The 18,247-nt window shown below is 62.2% G+C and carries 14 protein-coding genes; 7 read left to right on the top strand and 7 right to left on the bottom strand.

The window, feature by feature from the left end:
• The first annotated feature begins 2 nt into the window (after positions 1–2).
• Positions 3–935 carry a cation diffusion facilitator family transporter gene (locus tag WYH_RS07195; RefSeq protein ID WP_046903306.1) on the top strand — a complete coding sequence of 311 codons (933 nt, stop codon included), beginning with the start codon at positions 3–5 and terminating at the stop codon, positions 933–935.
• Positions 936–1,131: 196 nt separating this feature from the next.
• Here WYH_RS07195 and clpX read toward each other — a convergent pair whose 3' ends face one another.
• Positions 1,132–2,400: an ATP-dependent Clp protease ATP-binding subunit ClpX gene (gene clpX / locus WYH_RS07190; RefSeq protein WP_046903305.1), complete on the bottom strand. Its 1,269-nt coding sequence runs from the start codon at positions 2,398–2,400 to the stop codon at positions 1,132–1,134.
• A gap of 181 nt (positions 2,401–2,581) precedes the next feature.
• Complete coding sequence (locus WYH_RS07185) at positions 2,582–3,271, bottom strand: ATP-dependent Clp protease proteolytic subunit (protein WP_046903304.1); 690 nt, start codon at positions 3,269–3,271, stop codon at positions 2,582–2,584.
• Positions 3,272–3,428: 157 nt separating this feature from the next.
• Here WYH_RS07185 and WYH_RS07180 point away from each other — a divergent pair, with 157 nt between their 5' ends.
• Positions 3,429–3,887: a hypothetical protein gene (locus tag WYH_RS07180; RefSeq protein ID WP_046903303.1), complete on the top strand. Its 459-nt coding sequence runs from the start codon at positions 3,429–3,431 to the stop codon at positions 3,885–3,887.
• Positions 3,888–3,913: 26 nt separating this feature from the next.
• Here WYH_RS07180 and WYH_RS07175 read toward each other — a convergent pair whose 3' ends face one another.
• Entirely contained in the window at positions 3,914–6,823 is a 2,910-nt protein-coding gene (locus WYH_RS07175; RefSeq protein WP_053833441.1) for a sensor domain-containing protein, read from the bottom strand.
• 229 nt (positions 6,824–7,052) lie between these two features.
• On the opposite strand from WYH_RS07175, the gene WYH_RS07170 reads away from it, so the two are divergent.
• Positions 7,053–8,915, top strand: a complete 1,863-nt coding sequence (locus tag WYH_RS07170) for an ABC-F family ATP-binding cassette domain-containing protein (RefSeq protein ID WP_046903302.1) — start codon at positions 7,053–7,055, stop codon at positions 8,913–8,915.
• Between the two features lie 32 nt (positions 8,916–8,947).
• Here the strand turns inward: WYH_RS07170 and WYH_RS07165 are convergent, their stop codons facing one another.
• Genes WYH_RS07165 through WYH_RS07155 form a run of 3 tightly spaced genes read right to left on the bottom strand, consistent with a single transcriptional unit; the run spans position 8,948 to position 12,241 of the window.
• On the bottom strand, positions 8,948–10,042 hold the full coding sequence (locus WYH_RS07165; RefSeq protein ID WP_046904909.1) for an alkene reductase: 1,095 nt from the start codon (positions 10,040–10,042) through the stop codon (positions 8,948–8,950).
• 17 nt (positions 10,043–10,059) lie between these two features.
• Positions 10,060–11,487 carry a dihydrolipoyl dehydrogenase gene (locus tag WYH_RS07160; RefSeq protein WP_046903301.1) on the bottom strand — a complete coding sequence of 476 codons (1,428 nt, stop codon included), beginning with the start codon at positions 11,485–11,487 and terminating at the stop codon, positions 10,060–10,062.
• Positions 11,480–12,241: a hypothetical protein gene (locus WYH_RS07155; RefSeq protein WP_046903300.1), complete on the bottom strand. Its 762-nt coding sequence runs from the start codon at positions 12,239–12,241 to the stop codon at positions 11,480–11,482. The genes WYH_RS07160 and WYH_RS07155 overlap by 8 nt, the downstream gene beginning before the upstream one ends.
• Positions 12,242–12,456: 215 nt before the next feature.
• Here WYH_RS07155 and WYH_RS07150 point away from each other — a divergent pair, with 215 nt between their 5' ends.
• The gene (locus WYH_RS07150; protein ID WP_235979023.1) at positions 12,457–12,927 is read left to right on the top strand and encodes a MarR family winged helix-turn-helix transcriptional regulator; all 471 of its coding nucleotides are present in this window, start codon (positions 12,457–12,459) and stop codon (positions 12,925–12,927) included.
• Positions 12,928–12,932: 5 nt separating this feature from the next.
• Here WYH_RS07150 and WYH_RS07145 read toward each other — a convergent pair whose 3' ends face one another.
• Positions 12,933–13,562, bottom strand: coding sequence for a TetR/AcrR family transcriptional regulator (locus tag WYH_RS07145; protein WP_046903299.1), 630 nt, complete (start codon positions 13,560–13,562; stop codon positions 12,933–12,935).
• A gap of 108 nt (positions 13,563–13,670) precedes the next feature.
• On the opposite strand from WYH_RS07145, the gene WYH_RS07140 reads away from it, so the two are divergent.
• The 3 genes from WYH_RS07140 to WYH_RS07130 are packed head-to-tail and all read left to right on the top strand — an operon-like array spanning position 13,671 to position 18,209.
• Positions 13,671–16,037 (top strand): TonB-dependent receptor, encoded by a 2,367-nt coding sequence (locus tag WYH_RS07140; protein WP_046903298.1) that lies wholly within the window; start codon positions 13,671–13,673, stop codon positions 16,035–16,037.
• 19 nt (positions 16,038–16,056) lie between these two features.
• Complete coding sequence (locus tag WYH_RS07135) at positions 16,057–16,917, top strand: alpha/beta fold hydrolase (protein ID WP_046903297.1); 861 nt, start codon at positions 16,057–16,059, stop codon at positions 16,915–16,917.
• Positions 16,914–18,209 (top strand): spinster family MFS transporter, encoded by a 1,296-nt coding sequence (locus WYH_RS07130; RefSeq protein ID WP_046903296.1) that lies wholly within the window; start codon positions 16,914–16,916, stop codon positions 18,207–18,209. The genes WYH_RS07135 and WYH_RS07130 overlap by 4 nt, the downstream gene beginning before the upstream one ends.
• Positions 18,210–18,247: the final 38 nt, after the last annotated feature.

Below are 18,247 nucleotides of genomic sequence, written 5' to 3'. Positions count from 1 at the left end.
ACATGGGGGCCGCACACTCACATAGCCACGGGCATTCGCACGGTCATTCGGCCGGCCATAGCCACGCGCCGGCCAGTTATGGCCGCGCCTTTGCAATCGGCATCGTGCTCAATTCCGTGTTCGTGGTGGTGGAGGCTGGCTATGGCTTCATTTCCGGCTCCATGGCGCTGGTGGCCGATGCCGGGCACAATCTGTCGGACGTGCTCAGCCTGGTGATCGCATGGGCCGCCTCCATCATGGCGGCAAAGCCTGCAAATGCCCGCTTCACCTATGGCTACAAGGCCAGTTCGATTCTGGCCGCGCTGGCCAATGCCGGCCTGCTGATGGTGGCGCTCGGCGCGATCCTGTTTGAAACCATCCACCGCTTTTACGACCCCGCGCCGGTGCAGGGGATGACCATGATCGTGGTCGCCGGGATCGGCATCGTGATCAACACCGCCACCGCGCTGCTTTTCGTCGGCGGACGCAAGAGCGACATCAATATTCGCGGTGCCTTCCTGCATATGGCGGCGGATGCGCTGGTAAGCCTGGGTGTGGTCGTGGCGGGTCTGCTGATCCTGCTGACCGGCAGGCTGTGGATCGATCCTGTCACCAGCCTGCTGATCGTGCTGGTGATCGGCTGGGGCACCTGGGGCCTGCTGAAGGATAGCGTGAAGATGGGCCTGCTGGCCGTGCCCGACGATATCGACGAAGGCGAAGTGCGCGGCTTCCTGTCACAGCTTGATGGAGTGCAGGCCGTGCACGATCTGCATATCTGGCCGATGAGCACGACGGAAACCGCGCTGACCGCGCATCTGGTCATGCCCGGCGGCCATCGCGGCGATGCCTTCCTGCACGAAGTCGCACATGGGCTGGAGGAGCGTTTCCATATCGGCCATGCCACGATCCAGGTGGAAAGCGGCGCGCAGGCGGATCACTGTATCGACTGCGCCTGAGCGCGCATCTCCGCATCTTGCCCTCGGCATCTGCGCCCTGCGAGACGGAGCGCTCGGCTGGAAGAGGAGCTTTAGTCTCTACTGCCTACGCTGGGCGAGATAGAAGCCCTGGCACCGCGCGCCAGTTCATGGCCGGATGGCGGCATTGCTGCCATCCGGGTTCAGCTCTGATGGGGTAGGCGGGGAAGCGGCGGCTTTAAGCCGCCTCTTCCTTCTTCTTGCCTTCGCCGGAAACTACGCGGATCGGTTCCTTGCGGCCGTCCACCACTTCCTTGTCGACCACGACTTCGGTCACACCTTCCATGCCGGGCAGGTCGAACATCGTGTCCAGCAGGATCGCTTCCACGATCGAACGCAGGCCGCGGGCGCCGGTCTTCCGCTTGATCGCCTTCCGGGCGATGGCTTCCAGCGCCTCGTCCGTGAAGGTCAGCGCAACCTCTTCGATCTCGAACAGGCGGGCATATTGCTTGACCAGCGCGTTCTTCGGCTCCTTCAGGATTTCCACCAGGGCCGGAACGTCTAGATCATGCAGCGTGGCGATGACCGGCAGACGGCCGACGAATTCCGGGATCAGGCCGAATTTCAGCAGATCTTCCGGTTCGCATTTTTCCAGCATCTGGCCGATGTCGCGCTTTTCCGGATCGGCGACATTGGCGCCAAAACCGATGGAGCGCTTCTGCAGGCGGTCGCTGATCACCTTTTCCAGGCCGGCAAATGCGCCGCCACAGATGAACAGGATGTTGGTCGTGTCCACCTGCAGGAATTCCTGCTGCGGATGCTTGCGTCCACCCTGCGGGGGGACGCTGGCAGTGGTGCCTTCCATCAGCTTCAGCAGGGCCTGCTGCACGCCTTCGCCGCTGACGTCGCGGGTGATGGACGGGTTTTCCGCCTTGCGGGTGATCTTGTCGATCTCGTCGATATAGACGATGCCGTGCTGCGCCTTTTCGACATTATAGTCGCTGGCCTGCAGCAGCTTGAGGATGATGTTTTCCACGTCTTCACCGACATAGCCGGCTTCGGTCAGCGTGGTTGCATCGGCCATGGTGAAGGGCACGTCAAACGTGCGCGCCAGCGTCTGCGCCAGCAGCGTCTTGCCCGAACCCGTGGGACCGACCAGCAGAATGTTGGACTTCGCCAGTTCGACATCGCTGGTCTTGCTGGAATGTTTCAGCCGCTTGTAGTGATTATGCACGGCAACCGACAGCACGCGCTTGGCGCGGTCCTGCCCGATCACATAATCGTTCAGCGTGTTGCAGATTTCCTGCGGGGTCGGGACGTCGCCTTCCTTCTTGCCGGCAAGGCCGCCCTTCGTTTCCTCGCGGATGATATCGTTGCACAGTTCCACGCATTCATCGCAGATGAACACGGTGGGACCGGCTATCAGCTTGCGCACTTCATGCTGAGACTTACCGCAAAAACTGCAGTAGAGAGTGCTCTTGCTGTCAGATCCGCTCAATTTCGTCATACTCTCGTCCTGTTCCGCGGAGGGCACACCGCGGGAATCGCCCGTTGAATGTAATCACGGGCGAGACAATATCAATCAAGACATCCTTAATAACCCCCGGCTTGCCATTGGCTGAAGGGGCAAGGTTGCCAAATTCCTACCGTTGCCGGGCCCCCGAAGGGGCCAGGCGCAACGGCATTACCTATTCGGGGGCACCCCCCGAACCGCTTTCGTCCCCGGTTGCCTGGTCCTTGGGACGGTGGGCAAACACCTGGTCGACAATGCCGAACTGCTTCGCTTCTTCGGCTTCCAGGAAGGTGTCGCGATCCAGGGCCTTCTCGATATCGGTCAGGCTCTGGCCAGTATATTTCACGTAGAGATCATTCATCCGGCTGCGGATACGCAGGATTTCCTTCGCCTGGATTTCGATGTCCGAGGCCATGCCGCGTGCGCCGCCGCTGGGCTGATGGACCATGATCCGCGCATTGGGGAGGGCAACGCGCATCCCCGGTTCACCGGCCGCGAGCAGGAAACTGCCCATGGATGCGGCCTGGCCGATGCAGACGGTCCGCACCTTCGGCTTGATATACTGCATCGTGTCATGGATCGCCATGCCCGCAGTCACCACGCCGCCCGGCGAATTGATGTACATGGAAATGTCCTGCGAATTCTCGCTTTCCAGGAACAGCAGCTGGGCCACGATCAGCGAAGCCATATTGTCTTCCACCTGGCCGGTGACGAAAACGATGCGTTCGCGCAGCAGGCGGCTGAAAATGTCGAAGCTGCGTTCGCCGCGGCTCGTGCTTTCAACGACGACGGGAACCAGCGCGCCGGTGAGCGGGTCCGTGGTGAACTGGCCTTGGGGATTGTTGTCGCCGAACACGTCGATCATGGAATTCCTCTTAAAATGTCGGAGCGCCTATGTCGCCCCTATGGCACATATCTTCAAGTGTATTGCGTGCACTGTGTTTCAAAGTCGTCTATCGAACGGAAAAAGCGCTCTGCAGAAGCGCTCACCTTTCGGGAACGCAAGGAACGACAACGCTCAGATGGACAAGACGTTATCCCTTGGCCGGGCACGGCGCGCAGGTGGTTTTTCCGGCCTGCCCCCGCTTCTGCTTGCCATACCCATGGCCGCCTGCTCGCCGCAGACGGCCGATGCACCGGTGCCCGAACCGCTCGAACTGCCGGGCGTGAAGGGCGCCTTGCTCTACATGCCGGAACAATTCACATATTTCGCGCCAAAAAATGCGCATGACATGCTGCGCCACGTGCCCGATTTCATCATTCGCGGGAATGGGCAGGGGCAGGGCAATGTCCTGATCGATGGCGAATATGTCCCCGGAGACGAAGGCAATGTCCGGGCGCGCCTGGCTGAAATTCCGGCTGGAGAGGTGCTGCGGATCGAGATTATCGATGCTTCGTCGCACGGTATCCCGGGCGCTGGCGGCCTGCTGGCGAATCTTGTCCTGAAGGAAGACGATTACGCCCGCGATCATCTGAGCTGACGGTGCTTCGGGGCCAAGGGGCCCTGTCAGGCGGAGACCCGGCTCGTCCGGGCGATGATATCCGGCACGCTTGAGGCCGCAAGCGGGCGGCCGAAGAAATAACCCTGGCCGACATCGCAGCCCTGCCGGATCAGGAACGATGCCTGTTCCGGCGTCTCGATCCCTTCCGCCACGGTCTTGATATTCAGTTTGCCGGCAAGGCCGAGCAGGGCGCAGACGATTGCCGTATCGTCCGTGTCGCGGACGAGATCCCGGATGAAGGAACGGTCGATCTTGATCACGTCCACCGGGAAATTCTTGAGATGGGAGAGCGAGGCATAGCCCGTTCCGAAATCGTCCAGCGCGATGGCGATGCCCCGCGCCTTGAGCGCCTGCAGCGCCGCGCCGACATGATCGGCCCCTCGGCCCAGAAAAACCGTTTCGGTGACTTCGACCTGCAGGTAATTGGCGGGCACACGGGCGGCATCCAGCTTGTCCAGCAGGCGTGATGCAAAATCGTTGCGGCTGAATTCGGCGGCTGCGGCATTGACCGCTACATGGCCAAATTCCAGCCCGTCTTCGCGCCATCGGCGCATGTCGTCGATGATGCGGTCCTGCATGCGTTCGCTGATTTCATGGGCCAGTTCCAGATCGGCAAAGGCTGCTTCGATTTCCGCAGGGGCGTGCAGGGCGCCGTCTTTATCGCGCCATCGCAGCAGGGCCTCGAACCCGTCGACCTGGCCGCTGCGCAGGCAGATTTGCGGTTGGTAGAACGGTTCCACATTATCTGCCCGCAAGGCGGATCGCGCTTTCGAGATCATGGCGCTGCGGCGGTCCAGTTCGGACCGGAGAGAGCTTTCATACAGCAGGATGTTGTTCCGCCCGCGCGACTTTGCGGCGTAAAGCGCGGTATCGGCACTTTTGAGCAATTCGTCGCGCGTATTGCCATGCTGCGGGAAGATCGCGGCGCCGATGCTGACCCGGCAATCGAGTATGCAGCCGCCATGCGGAATGGGCTGGTTCAGGGCAGCTATGATCCGTTCGCCCAGTTTCGGAAGAACCGTATCGTCCGGAATGTCCTTCAACACTACGGCGAATTCGTCCCCGCCCAGCCGCGCAACGAAATCGCCTTCGCGCAGCAGGCCCCGCACGCGCGTGGCCAGGGTCTTCAGCAAGGCATCGCCCGCATCGTGGCCCAGCGTGTCGTTCACTTGCTTGAAATCGTCGACATCCAGGGCGAGCAGCCCGATATTTTCCTTACGGAGCCGCGCCTGATCGATCAGTTCGTCCAGCCGGTGATCGAAGGTGTTTCGGTTCGCCAGGCCGGTCAGCGTGTCATGTTCGGCGGCCCAGCGTATGCGTTCGGATTGTTCGCGCAGTTCCGTCACGTCGCGGGAAATGGCGAGAAGGCGGGTTATTTCACCATGTTCGTTCATCAGCGGAGATACGACTGCGTCCCACCACCTCCTGGTCCCACGCCTGACTGCGCCGCGGGCATTGAAACGGCCCGTCGATCCTTGCGCCGCGTCGGCAATGGCCGCTGCCACATGCGCCCTTGCTTCTGGCGGCCACTGATCGGGCCAGTAGTGGCCGATCAGGGAGTTTTCATCATTGATGCCAAGCGCTTCGCGCCCTCTCTTGCTGATGAAGCGCAGTCTTCCGGAAATATCGAGAACCATGATGCAGTCGGGGCTGGAATCGACAATCCCGCGATTCAGCATTTCGGTGCGGCGCAATTTCAGCGCGGCGGATTTCGCTTCGGTAATATCGATATGCGCGCCGGCGATACGCAGGGGCCTGCCTTGCCCGTCCCATATCGGGCGGATGCGGGAAAGCATCCATCGTTCCTCGCCATTATCGGCGCGATAGATGCGATATTCCATCTCGTGGTAATCTTGTCTCTCGGCGATAACGGCGTCGATATTGGCGCGGACCCTGTCCCGGTCTTCGGGATGATACAGCCGGGCACGCATTTCATGCTCGAGAATGCCGGTGTCGGCGGGCAGGCCCAGATTGCGGAAGAACTGTTCCGAACCAATGGTCACGCCGCCGGGTTCGGTCATGAATGTGCCGATCCTGGCGGCTTCCTGGCTCAGCCGGAGCAGGCATTCGCTCTCGCGCAGCTTCTCATCCGCCTTCTTGCGCTCGCTATCATCATAGATCAGGCCCACGATCTTTTCCGGCAGACCGTCCTCTCCGTTTACCGCGCATCCGTGAATCCGCAGCCAGCGTTCGCCTTCGCCCAGATCGCGAACCTTGAATTCGGCCATATGCGGCTCGGTCGATCCAATGAAACGATCCAAAGTCCCGGCCATATCGGCGGCGCTTTCGGGGTCGATCAGGGAAATCCATTCATCGCGCGTCATCGTGCCGGGGTGGTCCGGCGGCAGGCAATACATGCGGAGCGCCGCTGGCGAGAGGCGGAACAAATGCGGCTCGTCCAGCCGTATCTCCCAGGTCCCGGCACCCGCGCTTTCCAGCGCCAGGGCCAGCACTTCGCCGGATTGTTTCTGGGGGTCTTCGGTCTCCCGCCAATCGGTGATGTCTTGCAAGGTGCCGATAAGTGCCTGTTGTCCGTCCGGCAGCTGGACCCGGCTCGCCGTCAGTTCGAGCCATCCCTCCACGCCTGCCTGCGCGAACCGGCGGAATGAACGATGGATCGGCGTGCCCATCTGCGAACAGAGCTGGATGCGCACGCCAATATCCGGCCGGTCCTGCAAGGCCACGCAAGCCAGCAGGTCCGCGGCATTACCCGAACGGGGAAAGGCTTCACCGGCGCCGAGCAAGCGGGCTGCCGTTTCATCGCAGCTGAATTCATCCGTTTGCAGCAATAGCTGCCAGGTGCCGATACCCGCATGGGCCAGCGCCTGCATTCGCAGGTCGTCGCCAGCCTGATTCGTGCCGGGCCAGGTGGCGGTTTCACGCTCCGACCCGGGCATTTTCGCGGTGTCGGGCATGTTTTCGATGGGTCTCCTCATTTCCTGCTGCAGCCAGGATCATGAAGGCTAATGTCAGAACGATAACAAACCCTTGATAGTATAAGGAGAAATGTGGGCGACCTGGCATGTCCAGGGCTGCTGACCGCAGGAACCGGCACGCGGAAGGCGCTCCGCGCGGTTCAGGCGTCCCGGTGCGATGCAGCAAAGTCCGATGGGCTAAGGCGGCCCGGCCTGTTAGGGGCCGCGCATGATCACGATCAACGATATCGTCGTCCGGCTGGGCGGCAATACTATCCTCGACGGGGCGAATGCGTCCATCAGACCGGGTGCGCGTGCCGGTATCGTCGGCCGCAATGGTGCCGGCAAATCGACCTTGATGAAGGTTCTGATCGGCCAGATCGAACCGGATGCCGGTTCCATCGACATGCCCCGGCGTACGCGGATCGGCTATATCGCGCAGGAGGCTCCGGCCGGGACGCAGACCCCTTTCGAGGCGGTTCTGGCCGCCGATGTGGAACGGACAAACCTGCTGGAGGAAGCGGAAACTTGCGAGGATCCGGACCGGCTGGGCGATCTCTATGAAAGGCTCATCGCGATCGACGCCTATAGCGCGCCGTCGCGCGCGGCGCGGATCCTGCTCGGCCTTGGTTTTGACGAGGAGATGCAGGGCCAGCCGCTGGATAGTTTTTCCGGTGGCTGGAAGATGCGCGTGGCACTGGCCGCGCTGCTGTTTTCCGCGCCGGACGTGCTGCTGCTGGACGAACCTTCCAACCATCTCGATCTCGAAGCGACCCTGTGGCTGGAGAATTTCCTCAAATCCTATCCCGCGACATTGATCGTCATCAGCCATGAACGCGATCTGCTGAACAATGTCGTCGATACGATCCTGCACCTGCAGGGCGGCAAATTGTCCGTCTATCCCGGCAGTTACGATGATTTTGAACGGCAGCGGGCAGAGCGTGCCGCGCATCTGGCGGCGGCCAAGGCATCGCAGGATGCGCAGCGGGCCCGGCTGGCGGATTATGTCGCGCGCAACAGCGCCCGCGCTTCCACTGCCAAACAGGCCCAGTCACGGGCCAAGATGCTGGCAAAGATGCAACCGATCACGGCACTGGCAGAAGATCCGAGCCTCAGCTTCGATTTCCCGCCGCCCGATGAATTGCGTCCGCCGCTGATCACGCTGGACCTTGCGGCGGTCGGTTATGGCGAAAAGCCGGTGCTGCGGCGACTGAACCTGCGGATCGATCCGCAGGACCGCGTCGCCCTGCTGGGCCGCAACGGCAATGGCAAGACCACGCTGGCGCGGTTGCTGGCCGCGCAATTGCCGCCGATGGAAGGGGCGATGAACGCATCGGGCAAGATGCGCGTCGGCTATTTTACGCAATATCAGGTGGAAGAACTTTCTTCCGACGCGACCCCGCTGGATCACATGACCCGCGCGATGGAAGGGAAAAGCCCCGCGGCAGTGCGTGCCCAGCTTGGGCGGTTCGGCTTTTCCGGCCATCGGGCGACGCAGAACGTGGCGAAGCTTTCCGGCGGGGAGCGGGCGCGGCTGGCGCTGGCCCTGATCACCCGCGATGCGCCGCATCTGCTGATCCTGGACGAACCGACCAACCACCTCGATGTGGATGCGCGTGAAGCGCTGGTGCAGGCCATCAATGACTATCAGGGCGCTGTCATCCTTATCAGCCACGATCGGCACATGGTCGAACTGACGGCGGACAGGCTGGTTCTGGTCGATGACAGGAAAGCCGTGGAATATGACGGCTCGATCGAGGATTACATCGATTTCATTCTCGGCCGCCAGCAATCGAAGAAGGATACGAAAAACGGATCCGGCAAGCAGGCCGGCAAATCCGGCAAGCCTTCCGCAGAGGAAGCCAGGCAGGCGCAGCAGGCACGGCAGCAGGCCTTCGAGGCGGAAAAGACCATGGAACGGTTGCAGGTGCGGATCGACAAGGTCGATCGGATCCTGCTCGATCCCGATGTCGCGGCGAACCGATCCCGCGAGCATGACCTGGAAGAGCTGAGCCGAAACCGGGCAGCCCTGGCCAGGGAACTGGCCGATGCGGAGGAATTGTGGCTGGCGGCGAGCGAGAAGATCGGCTGATCGGGCCCGCCGCCTGCTGATTTCAGCTATTCCTAGTGCGCCGGGGGGAGGAACGGATAATCCGTGTATCCTCGGGTTCCGCCGCCATAAAAGCTGTTCTGGTCCGGTTCGTTGAGTGATGCGCCGATGCGGAAGCGTTCGGGCAGGTCCGGGTTGGCGATGAACATGCGGCCGAAACTGATCGCATCGGCATCGCCTGCGCCAATCGCGCGGGCGGCGCGTTTGGCATCGTAGGAACCATTGCCGACATAGACGCCGGAATAGAGGCCGCGTAGCCGCTTCAGCAGGGCGCGGTCCTGTTCGCTGCTGTCCTGGCCATAGAATTGTTCGATCACGTGGAGATAAGCGAGGCCGCGTTCGTCCAGCATACGGTAGGCGGAAGAGAAGGTCGCTTCCGGATCGCTATCGCCCATGTCGTTTGCCTGGCCCAGCGGGGACAGGCGCACGCCCACCCGGTCTGCCGGAAAGGCATCGCATACGCGGTCCAGCACTTCGCGCAGCAGGCGCTGCCGGTTCTCAACGGAACCGCCATATTCGTCCTCCCGCAGATTGGTGCGGTCCTGCAGGAATTGATCGAGCAGATATCCATTGGCGGAATGCACTTCCACCCCGTCGAATCCGGCGGCCAGCGCGCAGCGCGCGGCCTGGCTGTAATCGTCCAGCGTGCGGGCGATGCCGTCCGCATCCAGGGCGACAGGTTCCGACGTGTCGGCAAAGCCATCAGCGGTAAAGGTCTTGGCATTGGCGCGCACCGCGCTGGCCGAAACCGGCTGCGCCCCGCCGGGCAGCAGGGAAGTGTGGCTGATGCGGCCGACATGCCATAGCTGGCAGACTATCCGCCCGCCTGCGGCATGAACCGCTTCGATCACGGGTTTCCAGCCTTCGACATGGGCATCGGTGTAGATACCGGGCGTATCGATATATCCCTTGCCCATGGCGGAAATCTGCGTCGCTTCGGAAATGATCAGTCCGGCAGAGGAGCGCTGGCGGTAATAGGCTGCGGCCATCGGTTTCGGCGTGCCGTCAGGGCGCGCGCGGTTGCGCGTCAGCGGTGCCATCAACACCCGGTTGGGCAATTCGAAGGCCCCCGCCCGCAAGGGCCGGAAAAGAATGCTGGTGTCAGTCATGGAAAGGTCCTTCTGATTCATGCGCCCGGTGGGGCGCCGGTATCCTGGTCAGCCGGAAGATCGATCGGGGTGGCGGCGCAGATCGTGCGCAGGGCCTGTTTCAGCCCTTCCTCTATCGTGGGATGATAGAAGGGCATTTCCAGCAATTGGGTGGCGGTCAGCCCCTGCTGGATTGCCCAGCACAGCAAATGGGCAAGATGTTCACCCGCCGGGGCGGCCATGTCGGCGCCGATCAGCCTGCCGTCCGGCGCAGCGGCATAGAGGGTGAGACGCCCCTGGTTGCGTCCTTCCACGCGCGCGCGGCCCTGGTCGGAGAAATCCGCGGTCCCGGTCACGGCGCCGTCATCTTCCGATTTGCCGATGCTGGCGATTGCAGGTTCGGTGAAGATGATGCTGAAAGCCACGTGCCGGTCGGTCCGGATCGGGGCGGGCAGCGCCGCGGCATTGCGGCCGGCAATGGCCCCGTCATGCGATGCTTCATGCAGCAGCGGCAGATCCGCGGCGACATCCCCGGCGATGAAGATCGCGCTGTCTCCGCAGCGCATCGTCGCCCGGTCATGGCGGGGCACGCCATACTCATCCAGTTCCAGCCCGGACCGTTCCAGATCCAGCGTATCCAGCACCGGCGGGCGGCCGACTGCGACCAGCACCTTGTCGAATTCCGCCGTGCCTTCTTCCTTGCCGCTCCAGCGCAATTTCACCCGGCCATCGGCCGATTCGGGCTTCACATCGACGCCCAGATGCAGATCCATGTCCGCTTCGATTATGTCGCGCAGGGCGGCATGGACGCGGGGGCAACGGATCTTGCCCATCGTTTCGCCCCGGTCGAACAGGGCAACCTCCACGCCCAGACGGGCGAAAGCCTGCGCCAGTTCGAGCCCGATTGCGCCGGAGCCGACCACCGCCAGGCTGCCGGGCAAATCCTTCAGTTCGAACACGCCATCGCTGGTGATCGCCAGATCGCCCAGTTCGGCAAAGGGTGGCGGCAGGGCCGGGGCGGAACCAGTGGCAATCACGATCGCGCGCGCTTCCACCACATCGCCATTGTCGAGCAGCAGGCGGTCGGGCCCGTCGAACCGCGCGCGGGCGCGGATGGTCACGCCTTCGGGCAGGTTCCCGATCTTTTCGCGGGTAAATCCGGCAAAGCGGTCCCTTTCCGAACGCACGCGTTGCATAATTGCAGGGCCATCCACGCGCATATCGGCAATTTCGATCCCGAACAGGTCCGCCTGCCCGATCCGGTGCGCTTCCCGCGCGGCGGCAATCAGCAGTTTGGATGGCATGCAGCCCACATTGGCGCAGGTCGTGCCGTTGAATTCGGGATCGATCAGCAGGGTGCTTGCGCCATTCCTGCGCGCCGCCCGTTCTGCGGCCAGGCCGGCCGTGCCCGCGCCGATAACCGCCACGTCGCAGCGATGCGTATGTCCTGATGCGTTCTCAGCCATTATTCGCCCGATGTTCGCCCAGCGTTTTCTCCACGTCTGACAAGGCGCGCAGCACTTCCTCTCGCCAGCCATCGGGCTGCAAATGGCGGATTGCGGAATGGGCCGCGCAAACAATGGGCGTGCCGGCCCAGTCTTCCGCCAGTTTGCGGGCCCAGCCCGCAAATTCATCCGCGGCGGTAAGCGTCGGCTCCAGCGCCTTGGCCAGCATCGGGTGAAAACGCAGCCGTGATTGCGGAAACAGGGGCTTCAGCAGGCCCGGAGCGGCAAAGACGTTCAGCGTGTCATCGACATGGACGATGCCGCTCCTGCGATGGCGGACCAGTACGGAGGAGACATGAACGCTCTCGTCGGTACTGATGAAATCCACCCCGGCGGGAACGGAAAAATCCACGTCTTCCGCGAATTCGGCCTGCGTTGAGGGATCTTCGATCAGGCCGGTTTCCCAAGGCAGTTCCGGAGCCTTGTCCCGGTGGCGGCGCGTCCCGATCAGCCGGGCGTGCGGGGCAAGTTCATGCGCCGAACGGCAATGCAGGGTGTGGAAGGGGTGGACGTTCAATATCGCCTCGATCGCCCGGCCATTATCGGTCAGCGCCAGCAATTCGCGCCGGTCCGACCCTTTCAGCGAATAGCTGTCGATCATCAGGAAGCGGCCATTGGCACGGCGGATCAATGACATATGCGTGCCGACATCGAGGATTTTGGCAATTCTGAACGTCCCGCGAAAATTCCAGAAATCCTCGGCGAGGTGATTCATGACTCTGGCTGCTCCTTCTTGCCCCGGCCCAGGGCGGCCCTTGGTCTGTTGAACTATGTGCAAACGGAATGACCGACGGCGGCATCGGTTCCATTGTGCACAATTAAATTGTATGCAATATATTTGGTCGCTTCGGCAAGGTCGCGAATTTCTGCTAGCTTACAGCCAAACAGGGTCTGGCAAATATGTGCTTTCGGGCACTCGGGAGCGATGGAATGACGGTAGCCACCGGGGATATGAGAGGAGGCGATCCGCTCCTGTTGGACCGGCAGCTGTGTTTTCAACTCTATGCGGCGAGCAATATGGTCACGCGGCTTTATGGCCCGGTGCTTGCCGATCTTGGCCTGACCTATCCGCAATATCTGGTCATGCTTGTCCTGTGGGAAGAGGATGGGCAGACCGTCGGCGCGCTCGGCAAACGCCTCTATCTGGACAGCGGGACATTGACCCCGCTGCTGAAGCGGATGGAAGGGCGGGGCCTGATCGAACGCGGGCGCGATCCCGATGATGAACGGCGGGTGCTCGTGACCCTGACAGAGGCGGGCCGTGCCTTGCGGGCGCAGGCGGTGAAGGTGCCCGAAATCATGGCCGGTGAAGACGCTGATCTGGAAGCGATCGAGACATTGCGCGAGGCAGTGCGCGGATTGGTGGACAAGCTGGCAGAGCTGCACGCCGAGGCGCGCTGACCGGGCTATTCGGTCCCGGTCTTGCCGATGCCATGCTGCAGGATGGAATTGGCGATTGCGGCAATATCTTCCACCGGCTTGTCATCGCTCAGCACGGCGTATTTCAGGCCGAGAAAGACGTTCATTCCCATGATTGCCCAGGCATGGGCTTCCGTCAGGTCATCCCGCAATTCGCCTTCCCGGGCGCCCTGTCGCAGGCGTTCATGAATGCGGGCGGCGGTAGTTTCGTAATGCTGGCGGAAACTGGCGGGATCGACGAATTCAGCCTCGTCGATGATGCGGTAGATTTCCTTGTGGTCCCGCGCGAAGGTGAGGAAGGCTGTGAGCGCCGCCTGTTCGGCCTCCAGCGGTCGTAGATCGCCGCTCAGCGCGCTGCGCGCTTCGCTGCCTACCCGCGCGCTCAGATCGTGGACCAGTTCGCGGAAGATCGCATCCTTGGAATCGAAATAGGTGTAGAAACTGCCCAGCGCGACGCCGGCCCGCTGGGTGATCCCGCTGATCGATCCTTCGTGAAATCCCTTCTCCCCGAATTCTTCCGCTGCCGCGTCCAGCAGGCGGCGCAAGGTCCGCCGCCCACGTTCGGTGCGCGGTTGCTTGCCTGTCGGCGGTGAATCGGGAGCCGGTGCCGTACCCATTGCCACTGGCTAGACATGCGGCGGCGCCTTGGCAAAACTAAAAAGTTGAAACCCGGTTCAGTTTTCAATATCCAGTGAGAATAATAAAAGCACGCTGGGAGAGTATCGATGATCAAGGCCCGTTGCCGGCAGGTGTCTGCCTGTGCGCTGTTTCTCGCCACCACTGCCATGTCCGCCGCATTTGCGCCCGCGCACGCCCAACAGGCGGAAACCGGCAGCACGGCGGAAAATGATGCAGGCGAAGGTGCGATTATCGTCACCGCACGTCGCCGCGAAGAACGCTTGCTGGATGTGCCGATCGCCGTCAGTTCCTTCGGCGGGGAACAGCTGGAACAACGCGGTGCGATCGATCTGACGGAAATCGCGCAGATCACCCCCAACACCACGCTGGAGGCATCGCGCGGCACCAATTCCACCCTGTCGGCATTCATCCGCGGCATTGGCCAGCAGGATCCGGTTTCGGGCTTCGAACAGGGCGTCGGCATCTATCTCGACGATGTCTATCTCAACCGCCCGCAGGCCGCCGTTCTCGACATTTACGATGTGGAACGGATCGAGGTGCTGCGCGGGCCGCAGGGTACGCTTTACGGCCGCAACACGATTGGCGGCGCGGTAAAATATGTGACCCGTCTGCTGCCGCAGGAATTCGCGCTGAAGGTGAAGGGAACGGTCGGCACTTACGACCAGGCGGACGCCATAGTCAGCGCATCTGCCCCGCTTGGCGATGTCGTCCGCATTGGCGGATCGGTGGCGCGCCTTTCGCGCGGTGGCTTTGGCGACAATCTGACCACGGGGGAGGAGAATTATAACAAGGATGTCTGGGCCGCGCGCGGAACCCTGGAACTGGGCGATTACGGCGAACCCTATTCGATCCGCATCTCCGGCGATTACACGCGGGACAAGAGCAATGCCCGCGGCGGCCATCGGCTGATCCCGGCCGCCACATCCAGCGCGCCGGTGCTGGACGATGTCTTCGATACGCGCGGCGGCCTGATCGATCCGGTGCAGGATGTGGAAGCCTATGGCCTGTCCATGAATGCTTCGCTGGATCTCAGCGATGCCATCATGCTGCGTTCCATCACTGGCTGGCGCAAGGATGACAGCGCATCACCGATTGATTTCGATGCGCTGCCAGCGGTCGATCTGGATGTGCCCGCTTATTATCGGAACGAGCAGTTCAGCGAGGAACTGCAATTGCTCTATGACGATGGCGGCGCGCTGACCGGCCTTCTGGGTTTCTATTACCTGGATGCCAAGGCCGATACGCAGTTCGACGTGCGGCTCTTCACCGCATTTGACGGCTTTACCGCCTTTACCGAAGCGGATGTGGACACGGAAACCTATGCCGTTTTCGCAGATTTCTCCTACGACATCACGGACCAGCTGAGCCTCGCCCTGGGCGGGCGCTACACCTGGGACAAGCGCGAGGCGCAGATCCTGCGTCAGAACTATCTTGGCGGCGGTTCCCCCGTATTCGGGGGCGAGGGCATTCCCTTCGGCACGCCCAGCACGGATTTCGACGGATCGGCCAGTTTCGACAAGTTCACGCCGCGCGTTTCGCTCAGCTATCAGCCGAACCCGGACCACAATCTCTACGCCAGCTATTCCAAGGGCTTCAAAGGCGGCGGGTTCGATCCGCGCGGCGTGGGCGTGAATGCGCCGGATCTGGACGACAATGGTACGCTGGAGGACAGCGAGATCGCGGCCTTTCTCAGCTTCGAGCCGGAAACGGTCGACAGTTACGAACTGGGCTACAAGGGCAATCTTCTCGATGGTGCGCTCTATGTCGCGCTGGCCGGGTTCTACATGGACTATACCAATGTCCAGATCCCGGGCTCGGTTGCCTGCAATGTCGGCGGACTGGCCACTTTCTGCGGTGTCATTTCCAATGCCGGCAAGGCGGAATTCAAGGGCGTGGAACTGGAAACCAATGCCCGGCTCGCCCGCGATCTGTTCAGCGAGAATGACAAGCTGAGCCTGATCGGTTCGGTCGGCTTCATCGATGCGGAATACAAGGAATATATCACCGATATCGGCGGCGTGCCGACCGATGTTGCCGATTATCGCGAAGTGCAGAACACCCCGAAATGGAGCGGCAGCGCAACGCTGGCCTATGATACCTATCTCGGCGATGGCAGCCTGTATCTGGGCACGACTGTCTCTTTCAGGAGCAAGACCTACCAGTTCGAGATTCCTAACCCCTATCTCGATCAGGGCGGATATGCGCTGCTGGATGCCAGCATCGTCTATACCGCGCCGAACGGGAACTGGAGCGTGGGCCTGCACGGCAAGAACCTGACGGACAAGCAGTACAAGACGTCGGGCTATACCTTCGTGGCCGCCGATCCGACCACGGGCGAACTGGTGCTGGATGGCGGGGGGATGCCAATCCCCACATTGGGGACCGAAGGCACGCTGACCGCATTCTATGGCAATCCGCGACAGGTCTTCCTGACGGCCAGCTTTGAATTCTGATTGCTGGCCGGGAAGAATCATGATCGATTACAAGCGCATCGGCTACCGCAGTGCGGGCGGCGATCTGGAATTGTTTGCCCGCGATTATCCGGGTGACGGGCCGCCATTGTTGCTGATGCACGGCCTGACCAGGAACAGCGCCGATTTTGTCCCCCTGGCGCAGCATCTGGCGGGCCGATATCGCCTGATCGTGCCGGACCAGCGGGGCAGGGGATTATCGCAGAACGATCCCGATCCGGCCAATTACCGGCCGGACATCTATGCGCGGGACATGTTCGCCCTGCTGGACATGCTGGGTGTGGAACGGGCTGCGCTGATCGGTACGTCCATGGGCGGGCTGATGGCCATGATCATGGCCGCGACCAGGCCGGAAGCGGTTTCGGCCGTGGTGCTGAACGATATCGGCCCGGTGCTCGATCCGGCCGGGCTGGCGCGGATCGCCGGCTATGTCGGCCCTTCGGAACCCTTCGCGGACTGGGAAGAGGCGGCTGCGAATTGCGCGGCGATCAATCGCGATGCCTTCCCCGGTTTTGCGGAGGCCGACTGGCTGGCCTTCGCCGCGCGCACTTGCCGCCAACGCGCCGATGGGCGGGTGGAATATGCCTATGATCCGGCGATCGCCGCGGGCTTTGCCGATAGCGGCGATACGCCGCAGCCCGATCTGTGGCCCCTGTGGGAAGCGCTGGCCGGCAAACCCGTTCTGCTGTTGCGCGGCGCCTTGTCGGACCTGCTTTCACCGGAAACGGCGAAGGAGATGGAACGGCGCCATTCCGGGCCGTTTACGCTCGCCGAAGTGCCGCGAAGGGGCCATGCTCCGTTGCTGGACGAGGAGGCGGCGATTCAGGCGATCAAGCCTTTCCTGAAGGAATATGCGGCATGAGCGCATCGGCAGCCATTCCCGCGCAGCCCCGTTCGCACCCCAACATGGTGCTGGGGATGCTGCTGCTGGTCTATATCTTCAATTTCGTCGACCGGCAGATACTCGCCATCCTGGCCGCACCGATCCAGCAGAATCTGCAGCTCAGCGATGGACAGATGGGCCTGCTGGGCGGCGTGGCCTTTGCCTTGCTCTATTCCACGCTGGCCGTGCCGCTGGCGGCCCTGGCCGACCGGACCAGCCGCAGCTGGGTCATAACTATATCGCTGGTTCTGTGGAGCGGCTTTACCGCCCTGTGCGGGCTGGCGCAGGGTTTCTGGCATATCTTCCTCGCCCGTCTGGGCGTCGGCATCGGCGAAGCGGGCGGGGTCGCACCGTCCTATGCGCTGATCGGTGATTATTTTCCCAGCGAGCGCCGCGCGACTGCATTGTCGATCTATTCGCTGGGCATCCCGCTGGGCTCTGCCATCGGGGTGCTGGCGGGCGGATATATCGCCGCTACGGTTGACTGGCGGCTTGCGTTCTTCGTGGTCGGGCTGGGCGGTGTGGTCATCGCGCCCTTGTTCAAATTGCTGGTGAAGGATCGCCCGCGTGTTCCTGCATCCTCCGTTCCTGCCTCGCCTGATCGCGCCACGGTGCCGGACATGCCCGGCTTTCGGGCAACAGCCGGGTTGCTGGCGCGCAAGCCATCCTTCTGGTTCCTGTCATTCGGCGCGGCCTGCTCTTCCATGCTGGGCTATGGCATCGCCTTCTGGTTGCCCAGCCTGCTGCAGCGCAGTTTCGGATTCGACCTGGTACAGGCATCGCAATTCTTCGGCGCCTTGCTGCTGATTGGCGGGATAGCCGGCGTGCTGGGCGGCGGCTGGCTGGGCGATCGGCTCGGCCACCGGGACCGGGCGTTCTATTCCTGGCTGCCGGGGATCGCCTTCTTCATCGGGGCGCCGCTATTCGCGCTGGGTATTTCCAGTTCCAGCGCGTGGATGGCCTTTGTCCTGTTCCTCATCCCGCAGGCGCTGGCTTATGTCTGGCTTGGCCCCGTGCTTTCGGCGATCCAGCATCTGGTGAAACCGGCGGAACGGTCCACCGCTTCCGCCCTGTTCCTGCTCATCAACAACCTGATCGGTCTGGGCGGCGGCATCTATGCACTGGGCGCCCTCTCGGAATTCCTCGTGCCCTATTACGGCGATGAGGCGTTGCGTTATTCCATGCTCTATTCGCTGGCGCTCTATGGCGTTGCCGCATTGCTGATGGGCCTGGCCGGCCGCAGCCTGCGCCGCGACTGGGTAGAGGAATAGAGCCTGCCGGGCTTGTTGTGCCCGCTTGCAATCGCCGT

Source organism: Croceibacterium atlanticum (genome assembly GCF_001008165.2).
GTDB classification, from domain to species: domain Bacteria; phylum Pseudomonadota; class Alphaproteobacteria; order Sphingomonadales; family Sphingomonadaceae; genus Croceibacterium_C; species Croceibacterium_C atlanticum.
This window is presented reverse-complemented; position numbering and strand designations above follow the sequence as displayed.